11 protein-coding genes are annotated in these 14,727 nt (G+C 35.7%); all 11 read right to left on the reverse strand.

Going from position 1 to position 14,727, the window contains the following annotated elements:
• Positions 1–139: 139 nt before the first annotated feature.
• Complete coding sequence (gene glmM / locus L656_RS0100820; protein WP_024597819.1) at positions 140–1,495, reverse strand: phosphoglucosamine mutase; 1,356 nt, start codon at positions 1,493–1,495, stop codon at positions 140–142.
• 265 nt (positions 1,496–1,760) lie between these two features.
• Positions 1,761–3,707 carry a polysaccharide biosynthesis protein gene (locus L656_RS0100825; protein WP_024597820.1) on the reverse strand — a complete coding sequence of 649 codons (1,947 nt, stop codon included), beginning with the start codon at positions 3,705–3,707 and terminating at the stop codon, positions 1,761–1,763.
• A gap of 205 nt (positions 3,708–3,912) precedes the next feature.
• Positions 3,913–5,088 (reverse strand): DegT/DnrJ/EryC1/StrS family aminotransferase, encoded by a 1,176-nt coding sequence (locus L656_RS0100830; protein WP_024597821.1) that lies wholly within the window; start codon positions 5,086–5,088, stop codon positions 3,913–3,915.
• 33 nt (positions 5,089–5,121) lie between these two features.
• Positions 5,122–5,751, reverse strand: a complete 630-nt coding sequence (locus tag L656_RS0100835; protein ID WP_024597822.1) for an acetyltransferase — start codon at positions 5,749–5,751, stop codon at positions 5,122–5,124.
• Positions 5,744–6,340: a sugar transferase gene (locus L656_RS0100840; RefSeq protein WP_024597823.1), complete on the reverse strand. Its 597-nt coding sequence runs from the start codon at positions 6,338–6,340 to the stop codon at positions 5,744–5,746. Before L656_RS0100840 ends, L656_RS0100835 begins: the two co-directional genes overlap by 8 nt.
• Entirely contained in the window at positions 6,337–7,494 is a 1,158-nt protein-coding gene (locus tag L656_RS0100845) for a glycosyltransferase family 4 protein (protein ID WP_050581849.1), read from the reverse strand. Before L656_RS0100845 ends, L656_RS0100840 begins: the two co-directional genes overlap by 4 nt.
• Before the next feature lie 38 nt (positions 7,495–7,532).
• A complete protein-coding gene (locus tag L656_RS0100850) occupies positions 7,533–8,339 on the reverse strand; it encodes a glycosyltransferase (protein WP_024597825.1) in 807 nt (268 codons plus the stop codon).
• Between the two features lie 18 nt (positions 8,340–8,357).
• A complete protein-coding gene (locus tag L656_RS0100855; protein ID WP_024597826.1) occupies positions 8,358–9,443 on the reverse strand; it encodes an EpsG family protein in 1,086 nt (361 codons plus the stop codon).
• A gap of 2 nt (positions 9,444–9,445) precedes the next feature.
• Positions 9,446–10,939 carry a hypothetical protein gene (locus tag L656_RS0100860; protein ID WP_029750562.1) on the reverse strand — a complete coding sequence of 498 codons (1,494 nt, stop codon included), beginning with the start codon at positions 10,937–10,939 and terminating at the stop codon, positions 9,446–9,448.
• Positions 10,940–11,111: 172 nt separating this feature from the next.
• Entirely contained in the window at positions 11,112–12,350 is a 1,239-nt protein-coding gene (locus tag L656_RS0100865) for a nucleotide sugar dehydrogenase (RefSeq protein ID WP_024597828.1), read from the reverse strand.
• Between the two features lie 390 nt (positions 12,351–12,740).
• Positions 12,741–14,727 (reverse strand): polysaccharide biosynthesis tyrosine autokinase (locus tag L656_RS0100870; protein WP_024597829.1); only part of this gene is annotated, 1,987 nt, incomplete at its 5' end.

A 14,727-nucleotide genomic window follows, 5' to 3' on the forward strand; every position in this document is an offset into this window, starting at 1 on the left:
TATCGATGCGAATTTACTTCGCGCTCTTGTAATTTAACGTTACCAAAGCGAGGTTAAAACCTCTCCTACAATATACACACCCTGTAGGTGCGAATTTACTTCGCGCTAATGTGATTCATCACCGACAAAAAACATACTTCTACAATAACGCTTTTATTGAACTAGCTATATGCTCAGCTTGCTCTTGTGACGCTACGGAATCAGTAGATTCAACCATGACACGGATCAATGGCTCAGTGCCTGATTTACGTAGTAAAACACGACCTGTATCTGCCAATACTATATCTGCTTCTGCTACTGCTTGTTTTACCGAATTAGTATTTAGAATTTCATTCGCATTATTTTTTGTTAAGCGCACATTTAAAAGTACTTGCGGTAGTTTTTGCATACCTGCTACGTAGCCTTTTAATGATTGCTTTTGCTGAATTAGCGCTGTTAACACCAATAAAGAGGCAACAATACCATCACCGGTTGTTGCATAATCTAGGTGTAGAATATGGCCTGAGCCTTCACCACCAAGTTTCCAACCCGTATTTTTAAGCTGCTCAACAACATAGCGATCACCTACTTTTGCGCGTTTGAATGGTATACCCATTTCCTTAAGCGCTAGCTCTAACCCCAGGTTAGACATTAGTGTACCAACAACACCACCTTGCATTTTGCCTTGCAGCTTTGCTGCTTTAGCTAAAATATAAAGAATTTGGTCACCGTCAATCACAGCGCCACTGTCATCAACAAGCATTAATCTGTCAGCATCGCCATCAAGCGCAATACCTAAGTCTGCTTTATGTTCTAGTACAGCAGCTTGAAGGCTATCTAGATGTGTAGCACCACATTGCTCATTAATATTTAAACCATTTGGTTTATCGTTAATGCTAATAACATCGGCACCCAGTTCTGCATAAACATTAGGCGCTATGTGGTATGCAGCCCCGTTAGCACTATCGACAACAATTTTTAAACCTTCAAGCGTTAAATCTTTAGCAAATATGCCTTTGCAAAATTCAATGTATCGCCCTGCGGCATCATTAATGCGTCTTGCTTTACCTAAGCGCTCAGAGCTTACACACTGCATTGCGTTGTTATTTAATGCTTGCTCAAGTAAAGCTTCAATTTCAAGCTCTTGCTCATCATTTAATTTAGTGCCAGAATTATTAAAAAACTTAATACCATTATCGTAATATGGATTATGCGATGCACTAATTACAACACCGGCATCAGCCCTAAAGGTTGATGCTAAATAAGCAACAGCAGGCGTTGGCATTGGGCCAACAAATGCTACATTAACACCCGCAGCAGAAAGCCCAGCTTCTATGGCTGACTCAAACATATAACCACTGTTACGCGTATCTTTACCTATTAGAATCTCTTTTGTACCACTAGAGGCTAAAACAGTACCCGCGGCCCACCCTAATTTCATTGCAAAATCAGGCGTGATAGGAAAAGTACCAACCTTACCTCTTACTCCATCGGTACCAAAGTATTTACGTGGCATAATTATTCCTTTTAAAATGTAAAATGCGTAGTGCACTTATAATTAATATTTGTTAGCTCATTATCTTAAAAATATAGCTTTATTTCAAAAAGCAAAAAGCGCGAGTTAAACTCACGCTTTAAATTTCATTAAATATAAAAGCTAAGTACATAGCTTTAATTTGTCAGAATATTGAATAAATTATTATCAACAACCTTACTCAGCCTGATCGTTCTTTGTTACTTTAAAACACAGTGTCTCTCAACTTAGCGTGTAAAGTAATAACTTAATTAATATTTACAACCTTCTGCTTGTTTCCCTTGGTTAGGTCTTTTTTTGCATTCCAAACTAAATCACATATACCATCGGTTGGATTAAAACCTGTTGGTGCGTCTAAGAGCAGCTGACGTATTGTTTCGTGATCAAAGTTATGACATGCAATATCTAACGCTTCTATAAACACATTAAGCTCGGCCAAAGGCAACATCACCTCATTAGCTGTCATTATTCGTTCATGTGTTGTTTCACCCACGTTATCGCCTATTAATAACTCTTCGTAGAGCTTTTCACCTGGTCGTAAGCCTGTACACTTAATTTCGATATCGCCATGTGGATTAGTATCGCTTTTAACTTCAAAACCAGAAAGACGAACCATTTTAGTCGCAAGATCTTTAATTTTAACAGGGTCGCCCATATCAAGCACAAACACATCGCCACCCTTGCCCATCGCCCCTGCTTGTATTACTAATTGCGCAGCTTCAGGGATCGTCATAAAAAAGCGTGTTATATCAGGATGTGTTAATGTTATCGGGCCACCCTCTTTTATTTGCCTGCGAAATAGCGGCACAACAGAGCCACTCGACCCTAATACATTACCAAAGCGGACCATACAAAAACGTGTTTTGTGCTTAACACCTTGCTCTTGCGTTAAGCCCTGCAGCACTAATTCGGCCATACGTTTAGTCGCCCCCATTACATTAGTAGGACGAACGGCTTTGTCGGTAGATATAAGTACAAAATTTTCAACGCCAGCATTAACTGCTGCTTTAGCACAGTAATAAGTACCAAACACATTATTACGTACACCTTCAACAACGTTATGCTCAACTAATGGTACATGTTTATAAGCCGCTGCGTGATAAACAGTTTGCACACCAAAGGTTTTCATTACCGTTTCAAGACGATTAATGCGCTGAACAGAACCCATTATAGGAATTAACTCTAATTCTAAAGCGTTATTACAAATATACTCGTTGAGTTCTTTTTCTATTGAATATAAAGCAAACTCACTTTGTTCAAATAAAATTAATTTAGTGGGTTTTAGTTTAACTATTTGTCTACAAAGCTCTGAGCCAATAGAACCCCCTGCACCAGTTACCATAACCACTTTTTTAGTAATATTAGCCGTCATTAAATCCATTTTAGGGGCTACGGGGTCTCGGCCTAATAAATCTTCAACGCCTACTTCTGTTATTTCAGCAAGCTTGGCTTTACCTTCAACAACATCAGCCATTCCTGGCATTGAAAGCACTTTAATGGTGAGCGGCTCTAATTGGGCTAGTATTTCTTTTCGGCGGGCACGTGTTGCACTAGGTAATGCTAATAAAACTTTGCTAACTTTACGTTTATTAATTAATTCGTAAATACCTTTAAAACATACAACGGGTATACCCTGAATTATTGAGCCATGTTTAGTAGCATCGTCGTCAATAAATGCACTAACAAAATACTCTGGGCCAGCACCTAAAGCCGTGGCTAGTTGTCGCCCTGCAGAGCCCGCCCCATAAATAATCACAGACTCTTTTTTACTCGTAGTCATTTTGCCAATAATCGCACGTACCAATACACGGGCTCCACCTACGGTTAGTAAACACAACCAAGCAAATATAAACGGCATAGTACGGGGTATATCTGTGCCTATCAAAAAGGCAATTAAAACCAGACTAACTGTGGTTATAGCTGTACCTAATACTATTGCCCATATGGCTTGGGAGTTCATGTACCTAAGTACTGCACGGTACAAACCTAAACTTATAAATGTATATAAGCTTACAGGTATCAACACCGCTAATAAAAGCCAATTATCTAAACGCTGCAGTGGTTCAAAGCTATCAAGCCTTACAATTAGGGCTAACCAAAAAGCGATTACAATAAATAACGTATCGATAAACAAAGTAATAAGGCGTTTTTTAGCGCGAGATGCATTTAGAATAGAGCGTATAAAGCTATCCACTGACAGTTCCTTTTATAATTAAGGTGCTAGGTTTCACAAATAATAGTTATGGCGAGTAATCTTCAGCTATTAGCCAAAAATAATATACAACATAAAAAGCAGCAAACAAGAGTAAATGAAAGGCCGCTAAACAGCTTTAATTTCTAAAGCGTAGCAACTTCTTAACTTGTTAGTAGGCATTTTATTTAACTAATTATATGCAAATCTATTTGGTTGCGAGACTAAAGACTTCTTTGATTACTTGGGTTGTTTTGGCTATTTCGGCTTCAGTAAGCGTTGGGTGTACTAAAAACATGATGGAAGTTTCACCTAGCTCTACGGCATTAGGTAAACGTTTTTCTGGGCGCCATGGTGTGTTGTCAAATGCTTTTTCAAGATACACCTCAGAACAACTGCCCTGAAAACAAGGTACACCGCGCTCTACAATAGCATTAACAATACGGTCACGGTTCCAACCATTTGCTAATTGCTCAGGCTTAACAAACATATAATGTTTATATTCTGCGTGCTCACTATGCTCTGGCACTGACACTAAGCGAATACTACTAAAGCCACTTGCGGCTTCGTCTAGCTGAGCACCATATGCTTGGCGCTTTGCAGTCCAGTCGCTCATACGTGTTAATTGTATGCGACCAAGCACAGCTTGCATTTCAGTCATACGCCAATTGGTACCAAAGCTTTCGTGCAGCCATCTAAATCCTGGTGGGTGCTCACGGTTATAAATAGCATCAAAGCTTTTACCGTGATCTTTATAGCTCCACATAGTTGACCATAACTCTTTTGAGTTAGTGGTTACCATGCCGCCCTCGCCGCCAGTTGTCATTATTTTATCTTGGCAAAAACTCCATGCTCCAACATGCCCAATACTGCCAACAGACTTACCTTTATATTTAGCACCATGAGCTTGGGCACAGTCTTCTATCACATAAAAACCATGCTCTTTACTCAATAACATTATGTCGTCCATTTCAGCAGGCATCCCCGCTAAATGTACAACAATAACCGCTTTTGTTTTCGGTGTAAGTACTGCTTTAATACTAGCGGCTGTAATTGCTTGGCTATTTAAATCAACATCAGCAAATACCGGCGCAGCGCCCGCAGTAACAATGCTTGACGCAGATGCTAAAAATGTACGCGGTGTAGTTATTACTTCATCGTCAGCGCCTACATCTAATGCTTTAAGTGCTAAATCAAGTGCTAAAGTGCCATTACCAAGCGCTATGGCATATTCACTATCAGCCCAAGTAGCAAACTCTTTTTCAAATTCACGGCCTTCAGTGCCAGTCCAATAATTAACTTTATTCGATAAAATTACACGACTAACGGCATCGGCCTCTTGCTGAGTAAAACTAGGCCAAGGAGAAAATGGGGTATTTAACATGATGTTCCTATTAATTTATATAGAAATGAGGTCTTATTTGTTTGGTACTGCAGGAGAGCCAAATGCAGTAACGTTATCAGGTATATTTTTTATAACGGTACTACCCGCACCAATTAAGCAATTGTTACCAATAGTTGAAAGCTGTTTTACTTGACTACCAATGCCAATCCAACTTTTACTACCAATAATAACCCCGCCCGCCAAAGCAGTATTAGGGCAAATATGAGTAAAGTCACCAATAGCACAGTCGTGCTCAATAATAGCTGAGGTGTTAACTATGCAGCCAACGCCTATATTGGCAAACGCATTAATAATAGCACCAGCAAAAACGACACTTCCCTGCGCTATTGTAGCGTATTGGCTTATAACAGCTGTGGGGTGAATTAATGTTATTAAATTAAACTTATTTTGTTGTAACAACTGTATTTTTTGCTGGCGAATATCGTTATTACCGATAGCAACAACAACGTCATTAGGAGTTGTACTTGTATTTTTTAATGCTATTAAGTCGGCACAAGTACCATGTATAGGCCAATGTTCAATGTAGGTTTTACTTGGGTAGGCATCATCATAAAAGTTAACAATAAAACCAAGCTGTTCGGCAATATCGGCAATTACTTTACCATGGCCACTGGCGCCAACTACAACCAGCTTATTAGTCATTATTAGAACCTTTAAATGGCTCAATAGTTACGTGCCCGTCAGCGCTTATACCTTCGCGTACAAATACTTTTTTTACGGTAAGTAATAAAATTTTAATATCGAGTAAAAAACTTTGGTTGTTAACATACCAAACGTCTAGTTTAAACTTTTGCTCCCAACTAATAGCGTTGCGCCCATTTACTTGAGCCCAGCCAGTTATACCTGGGCGCACATTATGTCGGCGTGCTTGCTCGCTACTATATAACGGTAAATACTGCACTAATAAAGGCCTTGGCCCTACTAAGCTCATATCACCTTTTAATACATTAAATAAACCTGGGAGTTCATCCAAACTAGTCGAGCGTAAAAATGCGCCAAATTTTGTCATACGCTCATCATCAGGCAGCAAGTTGCCATGCTTATCTTTACCATCGAGCATGGTCCTAAACTTCATCATTTTAAATACTTTACCGTTCAGGCCTGGTCGTTCTTGAGTAAATAAAATAGGTGAGCCCACTTTAAAACGAATCAATACAGCAACGACAATTATTACTGGTAATAAAATAAGCAATGTACTGAAGGCAATTATAAAATCAAAAAGACGTTTCATATTATTCCCTCTTCAATAACAGATAAAAACGTTTTGAAAAGTTGCTCTCGGTTATACTCAGATTTACCCAAATCAAATGATGCACTACAAGCTTTTTCATAATCTTGTTCGGATAATAAAAAGTCCTTTAATCTACTGTAATCAACAATAGTTGGAGTATTATTAATAACAAGGCCACTTTCCGTTCTTTCAATTAATTCCTTTATCCAGCCTCCGTGATTAATTAATAATGGAGTGCCTGCAGCAAAAGCATCAAAAACCTTGTTCGCAGAGTTTGCATATAATGCCTCAATTGGTAAAACCGTTGAGGTAGCCATATCAAAAATAGAATGTACTGCTGACAATTGATTCTTATTTACACTAGGTAAAAAATGCAATGTGCTTCCCAAAACAGACAACTCAGCAGCTAAACTTTTTAAAGCAGGCTCCTCCTTACCTTGACCTATAATAACAAAACCAATATCACCATTAGAGTAAGAGGCTAACTTTATAAAACTGCTAAGATTATTAACCATTCCAAAAGCACCAGTATAAAAAACCACTTTTTTATGTTTACTTTTGATATATTGGAGTTTTTCTATAAATGGGTCATCAGTAGGTAGAGATAGATTAAATAAATGACAATCTGCAGCATTTGGTATTATTGTAACACTTTTACCTGTACAACGTTTTAGCACGCTTTTTTTCATATCGGGTGAAAGTGCAACTATATGTGCTGCATTTTCGTAAGCTATTTTTTCTAACAAGAATGCTGCTTTAATTAAAACATTATTTTTAATTACACCTAGGGCAATAGGTACTTCAGGCCATACATCTCGAACTTCAAAAACATATGGTTTCCTTTTAATTAATTTATAAATAATTGCAGGTATAGCGACTGTCAAAGGAGTGCTAGTAACAAAAAGTTTATCACTCTTCAAACTACAAATATGAAGGCTTGAAAGGACTAAAAACTTTACAAAGGCCCAAAGGCGTCTTAAAAATCCATAACTATTGTTATATTTAACAGACACCCAATGTACTTCAAAACCATCTAGTTCCTCTACTTTCCAACCTGCAAATTCATTTTCGTTATCAGAAGTAACTACCACAATATGGTGCCCCAGATCAGCAAGCCTCTTTGCAAATTCATAAGACCTTATACCACCGTTCATTGAGGGCTTCTTAAAATATTGGTGTAAATATATCAATTTCATAAATTAGTACTCTTGCAGTTTTTAAAAAAATACATTAGTAGCTTGAACTTTTTTAGCATCAGTAACCTAAAAGAAACCTTTAAAAAATATAAGTAACGTAATTTAGTTGGAAGAGCTCTTAATATTAAAATTTTTGCATTAATTTGATCTTCACTTAAGAAATATCTAGTCGATGATGCGGGTAATTCAAGCTTTGGATGTGATAGAGTGAAAATATCTAAAAATTTGAATTTAGCCTTTTTATTCCAAGTATCAATTAAAAAAAAATTCTCCTCACCGCAAGGATACATCGCACCTAAACCGAGACGCTCATCATATTTAATATTATTTTCAACTATGAAATTTCTATTTAAAATAATCTCGATTGAACTTGTTTGCAATAAACCTATTATACCCTTTCTTTCTTTAGAATAATTTTTAAATGGGGTATTAGAGGTGCCAGCCGTTAATATCTTACCAATAAAAACATCTGTGCATTCATATTTTATATTATTAATAATAGCTTCAACATTTTTTATTTGTTCTTCAGATATACTAACGTCATCATCAAGAAGCCATATATAGTCAGATGAGGAATTTGACATTAAGAAATTTCTACTTTTACTCAACCCTTTATCCATTGATTTAAATAGTTTAACTTTTTCAGTTAATATTTCATTACTATTCTCACTTTCAAACTGCGCCATTATTATAACTTCATTAACAAAGTTTGATTTATCAGCTTTTAGTATCTCAAATGCAAGATTTATAGCTTGTTCGGAATTAGTTTTAACAGTAGATATACCAATAGAAAGATTAAACATTAACTAATTTTTCCTTAATCATAATATAGTTGAGTAGAGAAACTCTCCACGAGCAAGAACTGTAACTTTTAGTAAGTAGGGAAATGTTATATATATTAATAACAAAACAATTTGCAAATAACTCCTTGAAGATTTTAAACTATAAAAGAGAAAACAGATTGGAATAATATTGAAAAAATAAAAATATACTGCGATTCTATAGAAAAAACCATAATCTAAGAAAAAGATAAAAAGCCAAAAGCTAAAGATCCAAATACACAAAAGGCCCTTAATTAAATCATGAAGATAACTCTTATCATGTAAAAAAGCATACCAAAACCATAGAAATACAGGTAAGTAATACACTCTAGATAAAACTGATGATAGTGGAAGAGCTTGTCCATAATCAGAATTTAAGTAATGTTCATAAAGAGGGAAAAATTTCACTATTACAAAACTAACCACTCCACCTAAAGAAAAATATATAAAAGGCAAAAGAATAAATATAAAAAAAAGTTTTAGTCGTGAAATACTTATATACATAAATGCTATAGGAATAAAAAGGAGCCCAACCAATGCAGTTTTGTGGATAAATGAAGCAAAAATAAAAACTAACAAACTGGATTTGAAGCGTTTTTCAAACAATAATATATAAGCTAATGGAAATAAAAAAACTGCTATATACTGTCTAATTCCATTCATTTGGTTATGAAACATATTAGTTACTACAAAAAATAAAAATATAATTAAACATAACGAATACTTATTTTCTGTTATCTTTCGTATTTTAAAAGCTACCAGGAGAGTAATTATAGAGTTAGACAAAGCTGAAACAATAAAAATACCTTGTTGTCCAAATTCAAATTCCTTTATCAAATGAAAAATATAGTAGAACGCATATTCACCATTTCTATAAACTCGGTCTAATTCGTCACTGTAATAATACATATCTACATATGACTCATAGTCAACCCCTACACCATTTTGCAAACCAGGTACTAACCACAAGAAAATGAATGTAGGGAAAATACCTAAAAAATAAGCTGGATTATTATTTTTAATTACTAATCGTTCACAGCTATAAATATTAATTATAAAAAATAAAAGTAATGTTAAATAAAACATATTTATTTATTAATACCTTTGGATTTAATAAATCTTTTCGTTTTAAAATTAAATTCATCAGAAAACAAAAATGATATTATAAGAGATATTGTCGAAAATAAAGTAATCATAATAAAACTAAATATACGATCAACAGTGGCAAACTCATACAATTGACTGCAAAACATTAATAGAAAAAAGCTTGGTACTAAAACTTTGACTACGTTTGAAAATAACCACTTGGAATGATCGATAATTTTTAATTTATTGTGTAATACAGGTACCCAGAAAATAAAGTAAAGTAAATGGGCGAAAAGCCAAATATATCCAGCTCCTTTCCCTCCGAACCTTTGAGAAATCAAGTACATCGAGGGAATTAAAATTAAAAGCATTATAATATTACCAATAAGATAAAGTCGTAAATCTCCTTTTGCATACTGTAAAAAGTATGGAAATAGATTTATTGCAAGAAATAAATTCCCTAATGCGTATAACCCCATAATTTCGTGTGAATTTTCTGAAACGTTGACATCACCAGTCCAAATAAACATTATCTCTTTCGAGAAGAAATAAAGAGAGAAAGAAAGGCTACCTGCTATACATACTACTAGCTGAGTAAATTTATTGTAAATAATTTTCAACTCTTCATATTTATTTAGTGAAAATAAATTCGCAAAACGAGGCATTAAAACACTATTTATAGGAGTAGTAAGAAGCATAACTGAGTTAGCAGCTAGCACACCAAGAGTGAAATAACCATAATCAGAGAGATTAAGAGTTTTTGAGAGTATTAATTTATCAACCTGCATAGCCACAACCCAAATCATTGATGAGGCACTTAAAGATAGGGACAAGTATAGCACTGGTTTTATAGGTTTTAACGACCAGCCGATTTGTTTAATTTCAACTTTGGGTAAAGTTTTTCTAACATAGAAAAAAATCACCATGCACTCAAGTGAAGCCAAGACAGCTTGATATATAAAAAATACTTTTACACTGTAACCAAAATATGACATCGGGATAAATACTCCCAAAAACCTTAATGATGTAAAAGACAAGTTATAAAAACTAAGCCATACAAATTTTTCATACCCAGTGAGCACTCCACGAAAAAGGCCAATTAACCATCTAAAAAGAAGACAAAAGACCATAACATTGAGGGAAAAAATAACATCTTTAATTTCAATTTTTTCTACAGTTAGCCAATTCAAAGCTATGTTATCAGTTAACAGTAGTAGTATTATGGCGCCCGTGCACCCAAATAAGAAAAAGACAACACCTAATGCTCTATATAATTGCCTAAATGCTAGATTGCTTACCGAGCCACTTCCATTTTTAGCAGCTTCGCGACTTATCGTAGCTGTAAGCCCCAAATCTAAAAGATTAAACCATGCTTGAAGCATTGCAAAAAAACCAACTAGTCCATAGGCCTCTACTCCCATTAGACTTATATAATATGGCAGTACTGCTAAACCTATAAACGCCATATATATTTGGCTTATGTAGTTTACTGTTATATTTACTTTTAAGTTACTAACAAGTCACCTCGACAATTAAACATCTAAAACTACAATATCCTCTTAAAGTAACGTACAAATTAATCCTCGCAATACTTTTTAAAGACTTTAATAATTTTTTAAGGCCAACTGCTAACTTGGCCTTAAAATTTAGATTATTAAACACCCAAAATTACAATATTCCCTTAAAATCATAGATGAATTGATCTTCGTTACACTTTTTACAAGCTTTAATAATTTCTTCATGGCCTACTGCTAATAATACTGCTGACTTATTCTTGAAATTTAGATTGTTGCTAACGCGTAAACCATACTGATTTTTAACTTCCTCTATATTTGCCCAAGGGTCAATTATTTCAACATCTAAACCAAGCTCAACCAAGGCTAGATATAAATCATATACCTTTGTATTTCTAATATCCGGACAGTTTTCTTTAAATGTAAAGCCAAGTAATCCAATTTTACAATCAACGGGATTTATTTTCTGTTTAATTAATTGCTTTAAAAAATCTTGCGCTATATATGTAGGCATAAAGTCATTAATTTCACGGGCTTTACGCATTAAATCAGGAACATAACCAGAGGTTTGAGATTTATGCAAGAGGTAATATGGATCAACCCCTATACAATGACCACCAACTAATCCTGGTTGTAACTTCATAAAGTTCCATTTTGTTCCCGCCGCCTCAATGACTTCTTTAGTATTAATACCTAATTTTTCAAAAATTTGATGTAATTCGTTCACTAAGGCGATATTGACATCACGTTGAACATTTTCAATAACTTTAGAGGCTTCAGCAACCTTTATTGAGCTCGCTTTATGCGTACCAGCTGTAATTACAGAGTTATAAAGTTGATCAACTTTTTCGGCAATCTCAGGGGTCGAGCCTGAAGTCACTTTTAATATATTGGTAACACGGCGCTCTTTATCGCCTGGGTTTATACGCTCTGGTGAGTAGCCAGCGAAAAAGTCTTTGTTAAATACTAGGCCTGATACACGCTCAACTACTGGTAAGCAAGCTTCTTCCGTAGCACCAGGGTATACAGTTGACTCATATATAATAATGTCATTTTTTTTAATTACTTTACCCAGCATTTCGCTGGCTTTTATAAGTGGTGTTAAATCAGGCTGTTTGTGTGCGTCAATAGGTGTTGGTACAGTAACAATATATACATTACAACTTTCAAGATCTGACACTGTATAAGAGAAACTAAGCTGCGGAGATTGTTTAAGTTCTTCGTCACTTACTTCAAGTGTTGAGTCGTGGCCTGACTGTAACTGTGCAATTCGACCTTGATTAATATCAAACCCGGTTACTGGGAATTTTTTACCAAATTCAACTGCTAATGGAAGGCCTACGTAACCTAAACCTATGATGCCAATTTTTAGGTCCGTTAATGAATCGTGCATATATTTACTCTCTTTGTTAAGTGATAGAGCTTCGAGCTTCTAAAAAGTTAAATTTTAAAATTAGTATCAAGTTAAGTGATGCAATAAAAGCTAGTGTTGAGAAGTATACAAATGGTTAAAAAGAACGTTTTACAATATTTCAGGTGGGTTTTCGTTCATTTTTTAATAAAAAACACGTCAAATTTCTTATATTAGTACCGCGGATTAAAATCTCACTATTAAATTACATTTTGGTAATTTAGTGCCTCATGTATATAACAAGCTACTGAGACACTTTTTTCTAAATTGAGACAGTTAATTTTAACTATCTCTTTGTAATACCTTGTTTTTGTAATTTTATTTAAAAGTGCCCAATAGGCCCTTTATATTTTAATAATAAAGAGTTAAAAATTATTTATCGCTTTTGTATTCGTAGTTGTAATATCCGTAATACCCATACGCATTACTCGCTTTTTTAACTACACCGTTAAAAACTACGCCTTTTACATCTATACCATTTTGTTCAAAGCGATTACGTGTTAGCTCTATTTCGCGCACATGGTTTTGGCCAAAACGTGCAACAAGTAATGTGGTACCCGTATGCGCACTGACAATGGCAGGGTCGGTTACTGCAAGTATTGGAGGGGTGTCGATAATTATAATGTCGTAAGCGGCGCTTACTTCTTCAACTAACTTACTAAAGTTGCTATGCATTAATAGTTCTGAAGGATTTGGCGGTATTTGCCCCCGCGTAATAACACTCAAACCTTCAACTTTAGTTGGTTTAGTAACTTGCTCTAGGTTTAAACGACCCGATAAGTAATCACTTAATCCATCGTCCCACTTTAACCCAAACTGCGTTTGTAAGTAGCCTTTACGCATATCGGCATCAATAATAAGTACTTTTTTACCGCTTTGTGCAAGCACACTTGCTAAGTTAACCGATATAAACGATTTACCTACGCTTGGGCTTGGGCCCGATATAGCAATAATGTTATTTTTAGCTTCCATCATCGCAAAGTGCAGGCTAGTACGTAAGCTACGTAGTGCTTCTATTGCTAAGTCGGCTGGGTTATCTAGCGCTAATATACTTTTAGGCTTATTCGTTTTGTTTTTGCGGGCTCGCTCGGCAAAGCCACTTAGTTTATCTTGATAATCTGAATGCGGTACACTTGCGTATACCGGTAAGCCTAGCGCTTCAATTTCGCTTGGGTCTTCAACGCCTTTGTGCATTGCTTTTTGTATAAGCACAATAGCCACGGCTAACATGCCACCAAGCATAGTGGCCATTACCACGATTAATGCTTTTTTAGGTTTAACTGGCTTGCTGGTATTTACCTCAGCGTAGTCAATAATACGTACATTACCTACGGTACCTGCGCGAACTATATCAAGCTCTTGTGTTTTACTAAGCAGCAATGTGTAAATTTGGTTACTTACCTCAACATCGCGTTTTAAACGTAGTAGCTCTTGTTGAGTTTCTGGTAGGTTACCTACCTCACCTACCAGTTCTTGCTTTTGGCTTTCAACAGCATCTATTTGCTCCAGAATACCTTGGTATGAAGGATGATCTTTTTTAAACTTTCGGCCAATATCTAAGCGTTTTAGGTTTAGCTCTTGTAACTTAGTTTCAAGCTTAACAACTTGTTCAAGCACGCCTTGAGTCTCAAGCGTTATGTTTATTGACTGGCGTTTTATTTGATAGTCGTTAAAGCGTTGCTCTGCGTATTCAAGCTGTTTTTTAATTTCAGGTAATTGTACTTCTAAAAATTCAAGCGACTTTTGCGCTTCAGCGCTATTGCGCTCAACATTTCTGCGTACATAAATAGCAGCTACTTTATCAAGCACTTTTTCAGCGTAGCTCGGTTTAGTACTTTGTAAGCTTAAGTTAATTATACCGGAGTCTTTACCTTTTTCACTTGCACCAATAGCAGTTTGCAAATCTAAAATAGTATTTAAGCGATCTTTACGGGTAATTGTAAACTCTGTACCAGGGCGTGCATTTAAAGTACGAATGGTTAGGTTAAACTTACCGTTTGTAAGCTCCTCGCCTACTTTACCCGATAATATTTGCTCACCGTCTTCATTTAAAAGTGCAAGGCTATTATTAGCCTTTGCTACCAATGTAAATTCTTGATTTACAGCAGTACGTGGTACATCAAACCTAAATACATTGATGCTCTCGCCACCCCACGCATAGCTGCTTGCACCAAAGCTTGGCTCGGCTAAGTCGCCATCTTCCATTGGGGTAAAAGTTCGGTAAACTCGGCTACCTATAAATGGGAATAGTTTAGGCTCTGCTATTACATCAAGCTTTAAAGTGTCTACTGCCTCACCTATTATACTGCGCGACTTTAGTAGCTCTATTTCGGTTACTGCAGCCGATGTACTTTCGAAC

Source organism: Pseudoalteromonas sp. TAE56 (genome assembly GCF_000497955.1).
Taxonomy (GTDB): domain Bacteria; phylum Pseudomonadota; class Gammaproteobacteria; order Enterobacterales; family Alteromonadaceae; genus Pseudoalteromonas.